The organism is Microlunatus soli (assembly GCF_900105385.1).
GTDB lineage: Bacteria > Actinomycetota > Actinomycetes > Propionibacteriales > Propionibacteriaceae > Microlunatus > Microlunatus soli.
Map to the genome: position 1 here is coordinate 2749911 of NZ_LT629772.1, position 19073 is coordinate 2768983.

A 19073-nucleotide genomic window follows, 5' to 3' on the forward strand; every position below is an offset into this window, starting at 1 on the left:
GGTGATCTCATCTGAACTAACTTTCTTGACTATCTATTGCTAAGTCTAGTGGATCTCGCTTACTGTGCCGTCAGTTCCAGCGTCGGAACGCGGGGCCCGTGTCGTCTCCACACGCCGGCCTCGCCTCACAAGGGAGAACCATGATGTTTCCTCGCCTCAAGCGCACCCGAGCCGTGCTCGCCGGCGCCACCGTCCTTGCGGTGACCGCGATGACCTTCGCCGGATGCAGCCCGTCGACCGACAGCAGCACCAAGGACGGCGGGTCGGCCACCCAGGGCACCCTCAACTGGTGGAGTTGGACCCCGGACAATGATCTTGCCGAGCGTGAGATCGCGGCCTTCAACAAGGTCTATCCGGACATCAAGGTGACGTACAAGAAGATCAACAGTGATCAACTGTCCGCGGTCCTCCGACCGGCACTCGCCTCGGACGACGGCCCGGACGTGTTCACTGTCAACGCCAGCGGATCGCATTCGGCGCAGGCGTTCGCCGCGTACGCCGAGGACCTCACACCGCACATCAAGAAGTTGCTCGGCGACGACTGGCGCTCCAAGGTGTTCGCGCCCGGCGCCGACGCGTTCACCGTCAAGGGTCGCCTCGTCGCAGCGGAGTGGGCCAAGGTCGGCGCCGGCATGATGTGGATCAACCAGGACATGTTCGACAAGTACGGTCTGAAGCCACCGAAGAACCTGGCGGAGTGGAAGACCCTGTGCGCAACGTTCCGCTCGAAGGGTCACGGTTGCTTCCAGGAGGGCTTCGCCTCGACGTCCAACTTCGGCACCGACACCCTGCATTCGCTGGTCAACAACGTCGACCCGAACGCCTGGACGAACGCCCTCTCCGGCAAGGGCAAGTGGAACTCCCCCGCCTTCGTCAAGGGACTTCAGAATCTCAGAACCCTGCAGGCAGAGGGAATTCTCGACAAGGGTGCGGTCGGCGTGCAGCAGTATCCCGATGTCAACAACGCGTTCCTGTCCGGGAAGATCCCGATGGTCCAGATGGGCACCTGGTACTCGCAGTATGCGACGGTCAACAGCATGGAGGCCGCCCTGGAAGGAGCCGGCGTGCCGAAGGGAACGAAGAAGATCACCATCATGCCGATCCCGTTCCCCGACGTCAGCGGCAGCGGCATCCCGATGACGGTCTACTCCGACCCCGATGCCGGCCAGGCTGTCAACGCGAAGTCGAAGCATTTGAATGCGGCCATCACCTTCGCACTCTGGCTCGGCAACACGCCGGAGGGTGCTCACGTCGTGGCGAACAACCTGGACGAATTCCCCACCCTGAAAGGAGAGGACGTCGGTCCGCAGTGGGACAAGATCAAGTTGGTGAACCCGAAGGTGCAGCAGCCGGCGCTCAAGGCGCAGACCAAACTGCTCGAGGAGTCCACTGCGCCGCGGAACATCGGCATGTCGGCCGAAGTCGGCCAGGCGATCACCGATGCGGCCCAGGCCATGGTGAACAGCACGAAGACCCCGCAGCAGGTCGCCGACACGATCCAGGCAGCCGCAGACTCTGGTGAGGGCCGCTAGGTGTTGCGGAGCCGTACGGAGGCGGTCCATCCGATCGTCCGAACGAACGGCTTGTCGACCGGTCGGCGACTCAAGACGCCGGTCGGCTGGCCATGGATCCTTCCAGCGTTGATCTTCTCGGTCGGAACGCTCTACTACTGCATCGGCTACACCGGCTACATCTCCACCCTGGACTGGGATGGCGCCAGCCCGCTGCAGCAGCCGGTCGGTGCGGCGAACTTCGTCCACCTGGTGCACGACCCGATCTTCTGGGGAGCGATCGTGCACACGGTGATCTTCGCCGTGTCGACCTTCGCGCTGCAGGTCGTACTCGGCCTGGTCTTCGCCTGCCTGCTGCACTCCAAGCTGTATCTGCGCACCTTCTACAAGGTGTTGATCTTCATTCCCGTCGTGTTGGCGACGGCGACGGTGGCGCCGGTGTTCCGGCAGATCTTCGCCGCCGACGGAGTGCTCAACACGATCCTCAACACGGTCGGACTCGATGGGCTGGCCCAACCGTGGATGGCCAACCGGGTCTTCGCGCTGATCATCGTGATCATGGTGCACGTGTGGCAGTCCACCGGTGTGGTCTTCGTGTTGTACTACGCCGCGGTCGGTCAGGTGGAACCGGAAACCATCGAGGCCGCGCGGATCGACGGCGCCGGCAATCTCCGAATCATCGGGGCGATCGTCTGGCCCGGTGTGAAGGGTACGACGATCGCGATCGCGATCCTCACCGCGATCGGGTCCCTGAAGACCTTCGACGTGCCGTTCCTGGTCACCGGCGGCGGTCCGAGCTACGCGACCGAGTTCCTCGGCACGCTGATCTACCGGGTCAGCGTCTCCTATGCGCAGGTGGGCTACGGCGCCGCGATTTCGATCGTGCTGCTGGTGCTGGCGATCGTGGCGGCGATCATCATCAACACCGCCGGTCGACGAGGGGAGGAAGCCGATGTTTGAGATCCGACGCACCCGGACCCGGGTGTTGCTGCAGATCCTGCTCACCGTCCTGGTGATCCCGTTCGTGTTCCCGTTGGTGGCGATGGTGCAGGGATCCCTGGCTGGACAGGGATGGGGCAACTACGCCACGGTGCTCTCGCTCCCCCTGCTGCCGGGCTTCTTCATCAACAGCGCCGTCATCGCCGCCTCGGTGATCGTGCTGGTGCTGATCTGCACCATGACGGCATCGTTCGGATTCTCGAAGCTCCGGATCCGCGGCAAGGAGATCTTCTTCTGGGCACTGCTGGCCTGCCTGACGTTGCCCGGCGTCGTACTGCTGGCACCGTTGTTCGCCACGGTGACCAGGATGGGTGCGTACAACACGCTGTGGGCGGTGATCATCCCGGTCGCCGCACTGCAGGTGCCGTTCACCGTCCTGCTCGCGCGCAACTTCGTCGACGGCATCCCTGATCAGCTGATGGAGGCGGCGCGTGTCGACGGCGCGAACATCCTGAAGATCTTCTGGCACATCATGCTGCCGCTGACCAGGCCGATCATCGCCGCCGTGGGGGTGTTGGTGTTCATCAACTCCTGGAACGAGTACCTGTTCCCACTGCTGTTCCTGCAGAGCCCGGAGCAGCAGACCGTCACGCTGGTGCCGTCCTTCTTCATCGGTCAGTACAACAACGATCAGACGAAGGTTCTGGCGGCAGCGGTGGTCATCGGTCTACCGATCGTGATCGCCTACATCTTCTTGCAGAAATACTTCGAACGCGGTCTCGCCGCGGGCGCACTCAAGTAGCACGACCCACGAACCGATCTCAGAAGGGACGACATGCCTCACGCACGTATCGATCTGCACAAGGTCCATCAACCACGGCTGAAGGAGTTCAGCGACGCCATCCTGGAGGGGATGGTGCGCGGGCTCGACATGCCGAGGGATGACCTGTTCCAGATCTTCCGGCTGCACGAACCGGGCGAGCTGGTGTTTTCGCCGACCCACCCGCGGCACCAGCGTGACGACATCATCTTCATCGAGTTGCTGGCACAGGTCGGCTACAGCGACGAACAGAAGCAGGCGGCGATGACCGCGATCGCCGACGAACTCGCCCAGCTCGGCATCAAACGTGACAACGTCCTGCTCGTCGTCGCCGAAGTGCACGGAGCGGCCTGGCTCGCCGCCGGACCCGACACCGCCGCGGCCTGAGCAGAAGGGACCACGTAGATGGCTTATCGATCACTCCACCAAGATCAGGTTGCCCGGATCCACGTGCACGATGCGGCCGACGGGACCGACACGGTGATCTTCGAGGACCCCGATGTCCTGTTGGAGGCTCCGAACTGGTCGCTGGATGGCCGGGCACTCCTGCTCAACGGCAACGGCGTCCTGTGGTCGCTTGCGCCCGAGGCCGGTTCGTCACCCGCAACGATCACTCATGACGGGCTACCGGACATCAACAATGATCACGTCCTCGACCCCGACGGCGAGTCGATCTACCTCTCGGCAGCCGATGGCCACATCTATCGAGCAGCGCTCAGCGGTGGCCCGGTCACCAAGATCACTCCCGATGACGGTCTCAAGCACTACCTGCACGGGGTGTCCCCGGACAGCAAGCGACTGGCCTATGTCCAGATGTCCGCTCAGGGCGTGCCGGGTGTGTTGATGATCATTCCTGCGACGGGTGGCGAGCCGACCCTCGTCGACACCGGCGCCGGCCACATCGACGGACCGGAATGGTCGCCCGACGGACAGTGGCTCTACCTGAACAGCGAGCACTGGGCCACTGAACCCGGGCACGCCCAGGTCTGCCGCATCCGGGAGTCCGGCGGCACACTCGAACGACTGGTCGAGAGCGGGACCGTCGACTGGTTCCCGCACCTGTCGCCGGACGGATCGAAGGCGGTCTACATCGAGTTCCCGACCGGCACCCAGGGACACCCCGCCGATCTCCCGGTCAATCTCGTCGTGGTGAACACCACCGACTGGACGACACCCCTGGAGCGGATCTCACTGCCGGGAGGCCAGGGCACCATCAACGTCAACAGCTGGTCCCCCGACTCCACCCGGTTCGCCTACGTCTCCTACCCGATCGGTGCTGCCTGACGGACGGAGTGACACCCTCGTCGCCCGAGTGGATCCGCCCACTCGGGCGCACCGCGTCATCGCCTGGCCTGCTCCGCACGATCGGTCGGAGTCTCCCAGGCCTGCGCGGCCTCCGTGTTGCCCCAGGCGTCAAGATCAAGGAGACCGAGGCCGCGGCCGAAGCCGGCCTCGTCGCTGTTCAACGCGACCATGTACGCCAGCCAGCGGCCGTCCGGGCTGACGTTGGAGTTCGTCGCCTTCCAGGTGTGATCGGCTGGCATCGAGGTCATCCGCACCCGCTGCTGGGAGCCGTCGAGCTTGAGCTTCCACAGATCGCGCGGCGGATAGTGCGGCCAGTCCGTGTCGCAGGAGGATTCCAGACAGATGTAGTCGCCGCCGGGGAAGATGCCCTCACATTCGTTGTGGACCAGCGATTCGGCGACATAGGTGTGGTGTGTACGGTCGGCCAGGGTGACGCCCTTGACGATGCAGTTGGGTGTCGGGAAGATTCCTTGGGTGCGGCCGGTGACGTATTCGGCCATGATCACTTCGGAGTCGTCATGGCGGAAGTCCTGCGGCTCCGGTGCGACGCCGCCGCCGGTGCGGTAGAAGATCTCGTCCTCGCCGAGGGCCGGGCCGTCGTCGGTGTAGTCGATCTTGGTGACATGGCACTCGACGACACCCGGATCACCGAGTGTCGGGTCGTTCCGTCCGGACACGGCATAGGTGATCTTCGGTTCGTGGACCGAGACCCCGGCGCCCTCGAACATCCGGCGCCCCAGCGGCTTCGGCGGCGACGTCAGGTTCTTGTCCAGCACCCACAGTTCCGATTCCACGTGTCGGCTGACATCCCGATCCTTGAACTGTCGGGGTCCGATCAACAGGTAGTCGCCGGTGGACAAGATCAACACGCGCAGGAAGCTGTGGTGGTCGCCGAGATCGCGGGTCAGGTTGCGGACCTCGCCGGTGCCGACGTCGAGCTCGCAGGCGTCTCCGTAATTACGTTCGATGAAGGCGATCCGGCTGCCGTCGGCCGACCAGTAGGGTCGCTCGCCGTAGTCCAGGAGCTTGCTGTGGAAGGGCGGCGGGTCGTCCAGGACGTGCTTGACCTCGGCTGACGGGTTGGGCATCGGTGGCTCCCTTGCGGTGGACTGACGTGGACGGTTGGCGGTGCCTCGCACTCGGCGATCAGTCGCCGGGCCGCGGACTCAGGACGTAGTAGGGCCGGCGGTCCAGCCGTGGCGGATCCAGCCCGGGCGCCAAACCGACGGCTGCGGGGTTGTCCTCGTCGGCCGGCAGCTGGGCGATCAGGCGGTATTGGAGTTGGTAGCGGCCGGTCACTGCGCTGCCCGGAATCTCCGCCGAACGTTCCTGGGTGTTCCCGGGTGTGGGCAGCATGGCCGTCTCCGACCAGGACTGCGACTGATCGACTTCGCGATACCGGAGGACGAGCCGGATGCGTGGGTCGCTCACGGTTGCTGCGAGCCGGACCGGCCGACCGGCGACGCATCCGTTCGGTGGCTGGTGATCGATCGCCGCCGGCAGCGAGACCCACGGTCGCGCAGCCTGCTGCCCGGTCGAGCAGTCGCAGGTGTTGCCGTGGGCAGCAATTCCGGCCAGGTCCTCCTCGATCGCCGGGAGTCGATCTCGCCAATGGCCGCGCTGATACGGCATCTGTCCGAACGGCAGATCGTCTCGGTAGGCTCCGGCGGCTGCCGAAAGATCGCGCCAGTGGTCCCGTGCTGCTTGGTAGTGGCGCAGGCAGTCCTCAAGATCATCGGCGCTCGCCGTTCGCCGGTGAAGCGCCCAGCTGACGGCAGCCCGCAGCTTGTCGGCAAAAGATTCGCCGAGGCCGGCGGCGATCTCGGCGTCGATCATCAGCCGCTCCAGCTCCGCAGGATCGGACGAAACGTCGGCGGCCGACCGCGCCTTCTCGATGTGGCTGCGTGCCGAGGACGCCAGCTGGTCCAGCCACGCGGCGACCTCGATCGGGGTGTGCCGCGGCAGCACCGCTCCCTCGAGCAGGGCCGCCGCGTAGTCCTCGGGTGAGGCGAAGAGTTCGGGATCGAGCGGGCTGACGTGTCCGAAGGAGTAGGGCGGATCCATGTCGAACGTCGGGTCGAGATGCCAGCCCCGGTCGGCGAACGGGTTATCGGCCTGCGGCTCGAATTCGATCAGCGGCAGCGGGGTTTCCATCTCTGGCCAGTAGATGTTCCCGGCCACCGACGGGGCATGCGCGACGGTGATCAACGGCAGGATCCGTCCCGCGTTGGCCGAGGCCGCCTGCACGTCAACTGCTGCGTCACCGAAGCGGGACTGATACCAGCGGAGCCAGCCGGAGCTGTCACTGTCGGGGTTGTACGCCGCTCGGCCGCTCACCCGGAACCACGGCGCGTACTTGCGCCAGGTCTCCACTCCGTCCAGTTCGATTCGCTCGTCACCGTAGAGGCCACGTTCGCGGATCGGCCGGCCGGGCAGGGGATTCTCGGCGGAGTCCTTCTTGCCGAGGAAGGTCAGGGCGTCGAACCATTCGACGCCGCGAGACCCGGCGAACGTTGCGTTCCGGGCGATCCCGGCGGCGGTGACCGGGTCGGGTGTGCACAGCACCCGTTGCGTTCCGGGCCAGACGCGGTGCAGCAGCTGGTAGCCGGCATCGACGCGGGCGAAGTCGGCGTAGCCGTAGCGGGTGAAGCTGCGTTGCCGGGTGACGTCGGCACCGGACCGGCCGCCGCCTTCAGCGGCCAGGTCGGAGTCCGGGCGGGCCCGGCGATGCCCGTTGAACTCTCGGGCGCGGATGCCGGCCTGGTGGTAGGGCAGCCCCATGTGCTCGCCCCAGTACTTGGTGGACAGGGTCAGTGGACCGTCGGCCGACTTCAGTGCACGGAGCAGGTCGTCGTTGATGCCCTTGGCATGGGCGTCGATGCTGATCTCGCGGTCGACCTCGGCAACTGCTGCCATCATCTCGGCCCAGAAGGCGTGCGTGGGCTCGGGAACTCCGCCTTCGAAGTGCACCCGGAAGGTCAGTGTGCTGATCTCCGGGACCTCGTCGAGGAGCAGCTTCAGGGCATCAGCGCAGTAGCGCGCATGGTCGGTGTCGGGCAGTCCGGTGACAAGCCAGCGTTCGGTCGCCACCTTCGGCTCGAGTCGCGGGGCATGGTTCCACAGACCGAGTCCGAATTCGATGCCGCGCGCAGCGGCGGCCCGGGCGGCGTACTGGATGGCGGCGAGATTCTCCTTCTGCTGCTGCGGCTCCAGACCGGTGACCGATACCTGGTGTCCGGGCACATCGAGGACGAACGGATACAGGAAGCACAGGTCGTTGTCGACGACACGCTTGTCGATCAAGAAGTCGTAGCCGAGTCCGAACGCGATCGTGAACCGGTTGAAGCGGTGGGTCGCCAACTCGGTGAGATACTCGTCCCAGAAGGAATGATCATGCAACCAGCCGCTGTCGAACCGGTGCGATGCGTACAGCCGGGTGATGCTGCGGGTCGGCACCCGTGGTCGTTCGTACCGGGTGCGGATGGCCGCCAGTGCCGCCGCGAGTTCGCCGGTGTGTTCGATGACGTCGGCGATGTCGCGCAAGGCATAGGTCAGTCCCCTGCTGTCGGCGGCGCCGACCAGGACCTCCGTACCGTCGTCGGACGGTCGGGTCGCGATGGCGAACGCCTCGGGGGAGAACCGATCCGGCGCTTCCGCCCGTGAGACCAGGTCGGACCAGCTCCGACTCCCGGGGCGGCAGATGATCAGCTGCAGCCGTGCGTCCTCGGCCGATCCGCGCGCCGTCACCGCGTCCGCGACCGTGTCGGCCGCCCACTCGACGGGCGCCCAGCCCGATCCCCAGGTGTCGACGGCCGCGGAGTCTTCGACCGTGATCACGCGAACCTCCTTGCTGATTGGCCGTCCAGGTTGCCGGTCTCCGGTACGCCGAGCTCGAAGACACCGGCCAGCTCGAGGTCCTCGCTGTGATGGCAGGCGGCTCCGTGCCCTGCTGCCAGGTCGCGGAGCGGCGGCACGTTGTCGGTGCAGGCCTTGCCGTCGGCATAGATGCAGCGGGTGTGGAAGAAGCAGCCGGACGGTGGGTTGGCGGGATCGGGGAAGTCGTCGGACAGTCTGATCCGTCGGCTGGTGTCCCTGAGCTTGGGATCCGGACGTGGTACGGCCGACAGCAGTGCTTCGGTGTACGGATGCTGCGGATTGCGGTAGATCTTGTCCGTTTCGGCGATCTCCACGATCTTGCCCAGGTACATCACCGCAACCCGATCGCAGATGCTCTCCACCACCGACATGTCATGGGAGATGAAGAGATAGGTGTGGCCCAGCTCCTCCTGCAGATCGCGCAGCAGGTTGAGGACCTGCGCCCGGACCGACACGTCGAGCGCCGAGACGGCCTCGTCGGCGACGACCAGTCGTGGATTGGTGATCAACGCCCGCGCGATGTTGACCCGCTGCCGCTGTCCACCGGAGAAGGCGTGCGGATACCGGTTCGCCAGGCTCGGGGACAGGCCGACGCGTCGCAGCATCTCCGCGACCCGATCTTCCAGTTCCGATCCGTGCGCCAACCCCGAAGCCTTCAGCGGGTCGCCGACGATCTGGGCGATGGTCATCCGCGGGTTGAGGGCCGAGAACGGGTCCTGGAACACCTCGCGGATCTGGCGCTGATAGGGCCGGAGTTCCGCGGTCGACATCGGTGCCAGGTCCACCGTCGACCCGTCGACGGTCCGGTAGATCAGCTTGCCGTCCGACGGTTGCTCGCTGCGGACGATGCACCGGCCGAGTGTCGTCTTACCGCAGCCCGATTCGCCGACCAGCCCGAGTACCTCACCGGGCCGTACGTCCAGGTCGATGCCGTTCACCGCATGCACCCAGCCGGTTCGGCGGGACAGGATGCCGCGACCACGGATCGGGTACCGCATGGCCAGCTCTTCGATCTTGAGGATCGGTTCCTGCACCGTCGCCTCGGCCGACGGCGCCTCCGGGGTGGTGATCATCTGCTCACCTCATTCGCGGGTTCGGTTTCGGCCAGGAACTCCGGATCGTTGAGCACGCAGCGCGAACGGCGCCGCTCACCGAGCCAGACCGTCGGCGGGTCGACCCGATCGCAGACCCCTTCGACCGCTTCCGGGCACCGTGGATGGAACGGACATCCCTGCGGATAGTTGAACGGATGCGGCACCTGCCCCTGGATCGCGGACAGCCGTTGCCGTGCCCCGGCCCCCATCCGCGGGATCGACGCCAGCAATGCTCGGGTGTAGGGATGCTGCGGATGCTCGAAGACCTCGTCGACGGGCCCTTGCTCGACAACGGTGCCGAGGTACATCACCACCACCTCGTCGGCGATCTCGGCCACCACTCCGAGGTCATGGGTGATGAACATCATCGCCATGTCGCTGTCCTGCTGCAGGTCGCGGAGCAGATCGAGGATCCGCGCCTGGGTGGTGACATCGAGTGCTGTGGTCGGCTCGTCGGCGATCAGCAGCTTCGGATTGCAGGACAGGGCGATGGCGATCATCACCCGTTGGCACATGCCACCGGAGAGCTGGAAGGAATAGGCGTCCATCGTGTGCTTGGGGCGCGGGATGCCGACCTGGGCCAACAGGTCCAGCGCCCGATCGGTGGCGGCGGCCTTGCTCACCGGGGTATGCAGTCGGATGACTTCGATCAACTGGTTGCCGATCGTGTACATCGGCGACAGGGAGGCCATCGGCTCCTGGAAGATCATCGCGATCTCGCCGCCGCGGATCTCCCGCAGGTGATCACCGGCCGGATCCAGCGCAACGAGGTCGACGCCCGAGTCGTCCGTTGCTTGTTCGTCGGCGTCCGTCGACTTCCGTGACCGGCGCGGTCGCTTTGATCGTTCGGCCGAGGAGATCGCAGCTGCTGACCGCCACCAGATCCTTCCGCCGGTGATCCGGCCGGGTCTGTCGATCAGTTGCAGGATCGACCGTGCTGTGATGCTCTTGCCGCAGCCGGACTCACCGACGACGCAGACGGTTTTGCCTGCGGGGACGCTGAAGCTGACGCCGTCGACGGCTCGGACGACCCCGTCGTCGAATCGGAATTGGGTGTACAGGTCCTCGACCTCGAGGAGATCCGCGGTGGAAATGATGTGCTCCTTGGAGGCGTCTATTGCTTGTACGGATCGGCGGCGTCCCGAAGCCCGTCACCGACGAAGTTGAGCGACAGCACGGCGATGACCACCATCAGGCCGGGCAACATCAGCCACGGCGCCGAGGCGACGACCCGGACGTTCTGCGCCTCTTGCAGCAGAACACCCCAACTCACCACCGGAGGCAGCAGCCCGAGCCCGAGGAACGACAGCGCCGTCTCGGCCAAGATCATCGCCGGGATCGACAGGGTCAACGACGCGATCAGGTGTGAGGTGAACAGCGGCAGCATGTGCCGGAAGATCAACCGTGGCGGTCTGTTCCCGTCCAGTCGGGCCGCGGTGACGAAGTCCTCCTCACGCAGGGACAGAAATCGTCCGCGGGTGACCCGGGCCAGCTCGGTCCAGGCGAACAGCGCCAGGATCGCGGTGATCGCGAAGTAGCGGTTGATCGGTCCCCAACCCGGAGGTAGTGCAGCAGCCAGTCCCAGCCAGAGCGGCAGGGTCGGGACCGACATGAACAGCTCGACGAGTCGCTGGATCAGCAGATCCAGCTTGCCGCCGGCATAGCCGGAGATGCCGCCCATCAGGACGCCGAGGAAGAAGGCGATGGTGACGCCGACGAGCCCGATGGTCATCGAGATCCGGGTCCCGAAGACGATCCGGGAGAACTGATCACGGCCGTTGCGGTCGGAGCCGAGCAGATACATCGGTCGGCTGTCGTCGACGGGGCCGATCAGATGGACATTGGTGTTGATCAGACCGAAGAGCCGATAGCTGTCCGCCGATCTGTCGAACAGTCGCACCGGGATCTTCTTGGAGCGGTCGACGGTGTATTGCACCGCCAGCGACTCCTTGTCCACCGATTGCTTGAAGTCGTAGACATACAGGCCGATCTGGGTGCTGCCGGAGCTGTTGTCGATCAGGTGCAGTCGCTGAGGGGGCGCGTACGGGTACTGCTCGTGGAACATCGTGGTGCTGAACGGTGCCAAGAACTCGGCGAAGATCACTGTGAGGTACAGCAGCACGGTGACGATCGCGCCGGCCATCGCCAACCGATGCCGACGAAACGCTCGCCAGACGAGCTGGGACTGGCTGGCGGTCGAGACCTTTTCGTCAATGTCGGCTGCCGTTTCGGCGGGCGGGCTCGCCGGCTCCAGCGGCTGGCCCGGGTGGACGGCGGCTACTACGCGATCAACCATGCTGTCACCTCGCCATCCGGAGCCGCACCCGTGGGTCGAGCCAGGCCAGAGCAAAATCCGACAGCAGGGTTCCGATCACCGTCAGCAGGCTTGTCACGAGGATGATCGATCCGGCGAGGTACATGTCCTGACTGGTCAGCGAGCTCAGCAACACTGGCCCGGTCGTCGGCAGCGACAACACCTGGGCGACGATCACCTCGCCGGCGACCAACGCCGGCAGCACCCAGCCGATCGTGGAGATGAACGGATTGAGCGCCACCCGCAGCAGATACTTCAAGATCAACTTTCGTTCCGGGACACCACGGGCTCGTGCCGCGACGACGTACGGCCGGCGTAACTCGTCGAGCAGGTTGGCACGGAGGATCCGAATCAGGCCGGCCGTGCCGGCGCTCCCGAGCACGATGATCGGCACCCAGAGATGGGAGAACAGATCCAGTAACTTGCCCAGATTCCATCGCGCGTCGACGTAGTCGGGTGAGAACAGTCCGCCGACGCTCTGCCCGAAGTACCGGTAGCCGATGTACATCAGCACCAGGGCGATCATGAAGTTCGGCACGGCCAGCCCGAGGAAGCCGATCGTGGTGGCGATGTAGTCCCCGACCTTGTACTGCCGGACCGCCGAGTACAGGCCGACCGGCAACGCCACGATCCAGGAGAACATCAAGGTGCAGAACGAGATCACGATGGTCAGCGGAAGGCGCTGGGCCAACACACTGGAGACCGAACGGTTCAACTGGAAGGACTCGCCGAAGTCGCCGGTGAGCACGCCACCGATCCACTTGAAGTACTGCACCCACAGCGGAGAATCGAGCCCGTAGCGCAACTGCAGTGCGGCGATCCGGGACTGATCGACGTCGCCGCCCTGAGAACGCATCTGCGCGATGATCGTGGTCAGATAGTCCCCGGGTGGCAGCGAGATGATCACGAACGACGCGATGCTGATCAAGAACAGAGTCGGGATCATGAACAGCAGCCGACGGGCGATATAAGCAATCACGACTGCGGATCCAGGTAGTAGGCGGTGACGTTGGTGACCGCCGGATACGGCGCCTTGAAGGACAACCACATCTGATCATCACCGGGCACGTTGTGGGTCCGGTCGGACACGATGCAGAACGGGTCGCCGGGCAGCGAGACACCCATCGTCCAGAACTCATCCTTGGCGATCTCGCTGATCTCCTTCAGCGCCGCGTACTGAGTCTTTTGGTCCGCAGAACCGATCACCTTTTCGCGATAGATCGACATCTGCTTCTGCATCGCTTCCGGTGGCGCCTCGCGCGGGCTGCCACCCTCGTACCAGTTCGACCACAGCGGCGCGTAGGACGAACCGCCGGTAGCGAACAGCCAGCGGGGATCGGCCACCAGGTCGACGTAGCCGAGCTCGCCCTTGTCCAGCGTGCAGTCGTAGTCGTTGGCCGTCAGACGTTCCGACACCAGTTCCGGGCTGGCGGTATCGATCCGCAGCTCGATTCCGACCTTCGCCCACGTTGCCTTGATGAACTGCAGTGCGTCGATCATGTCGGGGTAGCGGGCCTGGCAGAGGATCGAGATGACGATCGGTTTGCCGTCCTCACCGATCAGCTTGCCCGCGGAGTTCTTCTTCTCATAGCCTGCAGTCGCCAGGTGTTGGGCGGCCTTGTCGAGATCGAACTGCGTGTACTGGGTGCCGAACTCGTCGCCGGTGTAGAAGGGCACCTCCGGCCGTGGCGCGGTCTGCCACGGTCGGCCCTGGCGCTGATAGACCAGGTTGATGATCTGCTGGCGATCGATCGCGTAGGACAGCCCGATCCGGAAGTCCTTGTTCCGGTACATCGCCCGCTTGGCTGAATCCTTGCTGGTCAGGTTGAGGCAGATGCCGATCGAGTTGTGATTGGAGTCCTTCACACCGACCAACTTGTACTTTCCGGTCTCCTGCCCACCGCTGAGCACCGGTCGGTTCTTGGGAATCGTCACCTCCTGCCGCATGTAGAGGTCGACATCACCGTTGGCGGCCGACAGCAGCAGCGGGTTCGGCTCGTTGAAGAAGGTGAACGCCACCTCGTCGACGTACGGCAACTGACTGCCGTCGGTGTCGACCTTCCAGTAGTAGGGATTGCGCTCCCACAGCTGGCGTCCACCGTCCCCGTGCGGGTTCTTCGGCACCCAGGCGCTCACGACCGGCAGATCGACATTCTCCAGTTGGTCGATCTTGGCCAGGAAGGTCTCGCTCCAGTCCTTCGGAAGATCCGGATTGAACTTCTTGTGGAACTTCTTCAGGTAGTGCTGCGGCAGCAACCAGAACGGCGGACCGTGCGGTGTCAGCTGCTGCAGGAACAGCGCCTGCGGGGACGGGAAGGTGAAGGTGACCTTCAGCGGCCCGTCGGCGGTCACCTTGACCGGCTCGTCGCCGATCTTGAGCGCGCTCGGGATGACCGGCGTGAGTTCCTTCTGCAGCAGGACATTCTCGTACCACCAGGTCAGGTCCTCCGAGGTGAACGGCTCGCCGTCGCTCCAGCGCATCCCCTCGCGCAGGTGGAAGACGTAGACCCGACCGTTTTCGAGCACCTCGAACTTCTCGGCGACGTTCTCGATGATCTTGCTGTAGGTCGGATCCCAGGTGACCAGATGATCATTGGTCACCGTCATCCAGAGCCAGCTCGGGTCGGTGCTCTCCAACACGGTGCGGAGCGTGCCGCCGTAGATGCCCACCTTCTGCAGCGGTGTGATCACCCGCGGGTTCTTCGGCAGCCGTTCGGCGACGGCGGGAAGGTCGCCCGACTTGACCTTCGCGGCCAACATCGGTGCTTCCTTGCCCTTGGCCTGTTTCGGCCCGTCGTCGGTGCCTCGGTCCGGATCGGTGGAGAAGAAACTACAGCCACTCAACGCAGCGAGGCCGGTGACGGATGCAGACCCCAACAGGATCTGGCGACGCGACACGGACATGGACATCGCTACCACCTTTCATCATCGTAAGGTGACTCTCACTCTAATGGAGAACTCCGCCTAGTGAGAGAAAACTTTCAGTTAGCGGAGCCCGAAGATCCCTGACCACCAGGACCCTGAGTCTGTCGAAGGGCCCCGAACTTGCCGAAGGGCTGCTTCTCGTAACCGACGCCGATCCGCAGCCCCCGCCCGCGACCTCAACCGGCCGCGGGCATCACGACGTAGTAGGGCTGATTGGCCAACGCGTCATCGAAGGCCGGATCCAGCGCCACCGCCCCACCCTCGTGCTCGACGGTGAAGCTGTACATCAGTGGATAGCTGGAATCGCTGTAGTCGGCGGGAATCTCGGCCCGATAGCCGTCCCCGGATCGCTGCATCTCGACCGACTGCCAGTGCTCGGCCTGGTTGACGTGCCGGAAGTTCAGCACAATCTTCTTGACCGGCGCGGTCACCGAGACGTCGAGCGCGACCGGCTTGCCGCGATCGAACGCGTCCGGTGCCGTGTGTACAACTCCGGTTTGTGACGGCCGCGACGGCACCGACGATGTGAACGTCTTGGTGCTGTCCTCGGCTGCCGCGCGGAGCTCGTTGCCCATGGCATCGACGTCGGCCTCCAGCGCCGGCCTACGGTCGGTCCAGCTGCCGTGCTCGCTGCGCTCCGGACCGAAGCGCAGGTTGGCCTGGTAGACGCCTTCGACCAGATCGCCGATCTCGGCCCAGACGTCGCGGGCGATCTTCGACTGGTCGTACGCCCGGCTCAGCCGACTCCGATCACCGGTGCGTTGCCAGAGGGCGTAGTCGGCTGCAGAGCGGAACTTCGCCGCGAAGAAGCGCCCCAGGCGCAGCAGCACTTCGACGTCGATCGCGGTCCGACGCAGCTGCGGCGAGGCATCGGTGGCGGCGGACAACTCGGCGGCCCCGGCGGCCGCTTCGTCGACGAAGCGCTGGAGCCAGTCGGCGACCTCCACGGGGGTGTAGCGGCCGTCGAGTCGGCCGGCGATCACGTCGTCGGCCCACTCGTTGATGATGTAGAAGGTCTGCGGGTCGAACGGGCTCACAGTCCCCCACATCGGCGGTGCCTCGGTGTCGCTGCCGTGGTGCGACGGGTAGGCGCCTTCGGTGACCGGGAGGTTGGTGTAGACCTCGGGCCAGTTGCCGTTGTTGGAGCCACCGACACCATGCACGACCGTGATCAGCGGCAGGATCCGGCTGAGCGGTGCGAGCGTGCGTTCGACGGTCTCTGCATACGTGCCGTACGCCTGGTTGAGGTAGCCCTCCCACTCCCTGCGCGGCGCCTCGGGGTTGTAGAGCTTCCGGCCCCACACGCGATAGGTGTAGGCGTACTTGGTCCAGTCCCGCAGCCCGAGCTTGAGCTCGGGATCGATGTACGGGTCACGACGTCCTGGCGCGCCGGATCCCTTGCGTCCCTTGAAGAACAGCGGCTCGCAGATGTCCACGCCGAGTGCTCCGGCGAAGGTCGACAGCCGGCCGTAGCCGGCGGCATGCTCCGGGTCGCCCCACAGCAGCAGCTTCTGGGTGCCGGGCCAGACCCGGAAGATCAGATCGGCGCGACGATCCGAGCCGAGGAAGTCGGCATACCCGTAGCGGGTGAACCGGCGCGCGAACTCGGTGACCGAGGTCAGCTCCTTGCCGGGCGGTACCGGCTTGGACTCTTCGAGCCGGCGGATGGCTGCCTGATGGTAGGGCAGCCCCTGGTGTTCGGCCCAGTACTTCGCACCGAGGACGGGCTGCAGCCCCGGCTTGTTGACCGCGTCGAGGAGCGCGTCGTCGACACCCTTGGCGTGCATGTCGACCTGTAGTTCCTTGCCGCTTTGGGAAAGAGCCTCGAAGACCGGGTCCCAGAATTTCTCGTGCCCCTCGTCGGGGATGCCGCCCTCGTAGTGCACACGGAAGCTGAACCCGTCGATCTCCGGGCAGACGCGGAGCAGTTCGGAGATCGCGGCCGCGGAGTAGTCCGCGTGCGTTTCCGGGGTTAGCCCGGTGATCGGGAATCGGTGGACCGAGTTGCGGCCGTAGTCGTAGGCGTGGTTCCACAAGCCCAGCTGGAAGTCCATCCCACGCCGCTTGGTCTCCCGGGCGATGAACTGGAGCATCCGCAGATTGGTCTCCCGCTCCTCGACGGAGACACCTTCGGCGGCGACGTTCCAGCCGGGAACGTCCAGCAAGAACGGGTAGGCGAAGCAGAGGTAATTGTCGGTGGCGCCGTTGCGATCGGCGCCGTAGTTGTACTGCATCCCGAGCGCCAGGTGGAAGCGGCTGAAGCGCGCCTGGGCGATCCAGTCCAGATACTCCGCCCAGAACTCTTTCGAGGTGAACCACGGCAGGTCTTCGTCCACGCTGGAGAACGACCGCATGATCCCCCGCACCGGCATCGTGGTCGACGAGGCAACGCCGTCCAGACCCTCGAGCGCGCCGCTCAGGTCTCCGGCGATCTCGACCTCATCGGCCAGCCCGACCAGGGCGTACGAAGCGCCCACGACGTCGGTCGCCTTGATCTCCAGCCCGTCGCCCGTCCGGACGTAGGAGTAGCCCTGAGTTCCTTGATCATCTTGTCGCAGGACCACTGACGAGGCGCCCGCGGGCGACTCCCCCACAGCAACACGTTGTACGTCTCCGCCCGACCGATCGCGGAGCAGATCCAGAGCCCAGTCGACGGGCGGCCCCTCCAGTTCCGGATCTACCTGCACTCCGACCACGAGCATGCTGTCGTCCATGACGCCTTCCAGATAGTGGAGATCGTTGCTCATATAATGGAGTAGTTGGAACGGGTCCGCAATCGTTTGGACAAGATTCCGGTGAAAGCCTGAGCTTGTCGGGCGCTCCGCGCGCCCGTGCCGGCGCCCACCTCGACCAACGAGCGCGGACCGCACGGTGTGCTAGCTTCACGCCCACATTGGCTTCGTCGCGGGCAGGAAGCCGACGAGACAGGGCGGAGGAGAATGGCATCCGTGACGAAGAGAGGCGGAGGCGTCCAATCGGTCGAGCGGGCCTTCGCGCTACTCGAGCTGATGGTGGAACGAGGCGATCAGTCCCTGACGGAGTTGGCGCAAGCGATGGACCTTCCGGTCCCGACCATCCACCGCTTCCTCCAGACCCTGGTCGGGTTGGGATATGCGAGGCAGCGCGATAACCGGCGATACGGTCTGGGTCTCGGGCTCGCTCGGCTGGCCAGCCCGGTCGGGACGGAGTTCTCCCCCATTGCGCAACCGCATCTCGCGAGCCTGGTGGCCGAGATCGGTGAGTCGGCCAATCTGGCGGTGCTCGACGGCAACATGGTCGTCTACGTCGCCCACGTCCCGTCCCCGCACGCGATGCGGCTGTTCACCGAGAACGGCCACCGCGCCCACACCCACGCGACCGGAGTCGGCAAAGCGATCCTGGCCCAGCTGCCGGAAGCGCACATCGATCGCATCCTCGACCGCGCCGGCATGCCGGCCGCGACCTCGCGAACCATCACCGACCGCGCCAAGCTGCACCGGGAGTTGGCCAAGATCAACCGCCAAGGGTACGCGACCGATGCCGGGGAGCAGGAGGACGGCGTCTTCTGTTACGCCGTCCCGGTCCTCGGGCTGCCCATCTCGATGGCCGTCTCCGTCTCGGGGCCGACGTTCCGGATGACCAAGGAGTTGGGTGCGAAGGCGATTCCTTTGTTGCAGGCCGAAGCCGAGGCACTCCGAAGGGACTTCGCCGGTCCTCTTTCCGACGTCACTTGACGGGTGCATTGCAGACAAGCGCACCTGGCCAGAGCTTGGCCGTGCTCGCATACTCAGCTCGGGGCGGTGCGGTGCGGTGCGGTGCGGTCCACCCTCGCACCACCAATTTCGGTGGCGTCTTCGTCGTGCCGCGGCTCGGCTCAGATCGCCTCGTCGAGCCGAGTCTATTGCCGGTCGGTGAGCCGGTCGGCGTCGCAGCCGAGGATATTTCTGATCTTGTAGAGCGGATCGTCCATGCGTGCCCGGTGGCGCTGTCGCGATCGAGCCCTGCTCGTTGAAGAACGCGCTTGTTTCACACGCCAACTCCAGGCCCGCCAGCAGAACCGATCCAGTCGGCCGAAACAAGGGACGTTGATCAAGACACGTCGCGTCGTCCGCGCCAGGCTGCGATCATCCCGCAGGCCGTAGCCCGACGGGTACGGCTCCGACTCCAACGTCACGAACAGCCGACCGCCGGCGGCGCGACCAATCTCAATCACGTGCGGCCCGTCCAGACCGGCCAACACGTCGCAACGGTCGCAGTGGCCGGTTCAGGCACGATCACCGAGCGTAGCCTCAGGCATCGTCGAGGTCCTT

Annotated in this window: 14 protein-coding genes; 6 read left to right on the forward strand and 8 right to left on the reverse strand. The window is 65.2% G+C overall.

The genetic code is table 11. The features are described from left to right. Positions 1–140 precede the first annotated feature (140 nt). From BLU38_RS12690 to BLU38_RS12710, 5 genes are all read left to right on the forward strand, one after another. A complete protein-coding gene (locus tag BLU38_RS12690) occupies positions 141–1532 on the forward strand; it encodes an ABC transporter substrate-binding protein (RefSeq protein ID WP_091525285.1) in 1392 nt (463 codons plus the stop codon). A 108-nt stretch (positions 1533–1640) separates the two neighbouring features. Next, a complete protein-coding gene (locus tag BLU38_RS12695; RefSeq protein WP_197680101.1) occupies positions 1641–2471 on the forward strand; it encodes a carbohydrate ABC transporter permease in 831 nt (276 codons plus the stop codon). Beyond that, a complete protein-coding gene (locus BLU38_RS12700; protein ID WP_091525288.1) occupies positions 2464–3252 on the forward strand; it encodes a carbohydrate ABC transporter permease in 789 nt (262 codons plus the stop codon). The genes BLU38_RS12695 and BLU38_RS12700 overlap by 8 nt, the downstream gene beginning before the upstream one ends. A gap of 33 nt (positions 3253–3285) precedes the next feature. Beyond that, positions 3286–3657, forward strand: a complete 372-nt coding sequence (locus BLU38_RS12705; RefSeq protein ID WP_091525290.1) for a tautomerase family protein — start codon at positions 3286–3288, stop codon at positions 3655–3657. A gap of 18 nt (positions 3658–3675) precedes the next feature. Further along, positions 3676–4554 (forward strand): TolB family protein, encoded by an 879-nt coding sequence (locus BLU38_RS12710; protein WP_091525292.1) that lies wholly within the window; start codon positions 3676–3678, stop codon positions 4552–4554. Between the two features lie 56 nt (positions 4555–4610). Here the strand turns inward: BLU38_RS12710 and BLU38_RS12715 are convergent, their stop codons facing one another. The 8 genes from BLU38_RS12715 to BLU38_RS12750 all read right to left on the reverse strand — a co-directional run bounded on the left by BLU38_RS12715 (position 4611) and on the right by BLU38_RS12750 (position 17531). Then, positions 4611–5663 carry a TolB-like translocation protein gene (locus BLU38_RS12715; protein ID WP_091525294.1) on the reverse strand — a complete coding sequence of 351 codons (1053 nt, stop codon included), beginning with the start codon at positions 5661–5663 and terminating at the stop codon, positions 4611–4613. 58 nt (positions 5664–5721) lie between these two features. Beyond that, on the reverse strand, positions 5722–8412 hold the full coding sequence (locus BLU38_RS12720) for a hypothetical protein (protein WP_091525296.1): 2691 nt from the start codon (positions 8410–8412) through the stop codon (positions 5722–5724). Beyond that, positions 8409–9524 (reverse strand): ABC transporter ATP-binding protein, encoded by a 1116-nt coding sequence (locus BLU38_RS12725; protein WP_091525298.1) that lies wholly within the window; start codon positions 9522–9524, stop codon positions 8409–8411. Before BLU38_RS12725 ends, BLU38_RS12720 begins: the two co-directional genes overlap by 4 nt. Beyond that, a complete protein-coding gene (locus BLU38_RS12730) occupies positions 9521–10663 on the reverse strand; it encodes an ABC transporter ATP-binding protein (protein WP_331715080.1) in 1143 nt (380 codons plus the stop codon). Before BLU38_RS12730 ends, BLU38_RS12725 begins: the two co-directional genes overlap by 4 nt. Then, complete coding sequence (locus BLU38_RS12735; protein ID WP_091525302.1) at positions 10660–11841, reverse strand: ABC transporter permease; 1182 nt, start codon at positions 11839–11841, stop codon at positions 10660–10662. Before BLU38_RS12735 ends, BLU38_RS12730 begins: the two co-directional genes overlap by 4 nt. A 4-nt stretch (positions 11842–11845) precedes the next feature. Continuing rightward, complete coding sequence (locus BLU38_RS12740; protein WP_091525303.1) at positions 11846–12838, reverse strand: ABC transporter permease; 993 nt, start codon at positions 12836–12838, stop codon at positions 11846–11848. Next, entirely contained in the window at positions 12835–14769 is a 1935-nt protein-coding gene (locus BLU38_RS12745; protein WP_091525306.1) for an ABC transporter substrate-binding protein, read from the reverse strand. Before BLU38_RS12745 ends, BLU38_RS12740 begins: the two co-directional genes overlap by 4 nt. A 191-nt stretch (positions 14770–14960) precedes the next feature. Continuing rightward, positions 14961–17531 (reverse strand): hypothetical protein, encoded by a 2571-nt coding sequence (locus BLU38_RS12750; protein WP_091525308.1) that lies wholly within the window; start codon positions 17529–17531, stop codon positions 14961–14963. A 201-nt stretch (positions 17532–17732) separates the two neighbouring features. On the opposite strand from BLU38_RS12750, the gene BLU38_RS12755 reads away from it, so the two are divergent. Next, positions 17733–18497 (forward strand): IclR family transcriptional regulator, encoded by a 765-nt coding sequence (locus tag BLU38_RS12755; RefSeq protein WP_231920316.1) that lies wholly within the window; start codon positions 17733–17735, stop codon positions 18495–18497. Positions 18498–19073: the final 576 nt, after the last annotated feature.

What these genes read in the sequence shown, in the direction of transcription:
- BLU38_RS12690 (WP_091525285.1), top strand. Translation starts at nt 141, where the DNA reads ATGATGTTTCCTCGCCTCAAGCGCACCCGAGCCGTGCTCGCCGGCGCC.
- BLU38_RS12700 (WP_091525288.1), top strand. Translation starts at nt 2,464, where the DNA reads ATGTTTGAGATCCGACGCACCCGGACCCGGGTGTTGCTGCAGATCCTG.
- BLU38_RS12705 (WP_091525290.1), top strand. Translation starts at nt 3,286, where the DNA reads ATGCCTCACGCACGTATCGATCTGCACAAGGTCCATCAACCACGGCTG.
- BLU38_RS12710 (WP_091525292.1), top strand. Translation starts at nt 3,676, where the DNA reads ATGGCTTATCGATCACTCCACCAAGATCAGGTTGCCCGGATCCACGTG.
- BLU38_RS12715 (WP_091525294.1), bottom strand. Translation starts at nt 5,663, where the DNA reads ATGCCCAACCCGTCAGCCGAGGTCAAGCACGTCCTGGACGACCCGCCG.
- BLU38_RS12725 (WP_091525298.1), bottom strand. Translation starts at nt 9,524, where the DNA reads ATGATCACCACCCCGGAGGCGCCGTCGGCCGAGGCGACGGTGCAGGAA.
- BLU38_RS12735 (WP_091525302.1), bottom strand. Translation starts at nt 11,841, where the DNA reads ATGGTTGATCGCGTAGTAGCCGCCGTCCACCCGGGCCAGCCGCTGGAG.
- BLU38_RS12745 (WP_091525306.1), bottom strand. Translation starts at nt 14,769, where the DNA reads ATGTCCATGTCCGTGTCGCGTCGCCAGATCCTGTTGGGGTCTGCATCC.
- BLU38_RS12750 (WP_091525308.1), bottom strand. Translation starts at nt 17,531, where the DNA reads ATGAGCAACGATCTCCACTATCTGGAAGGCGTCATGGACGACAGCATG.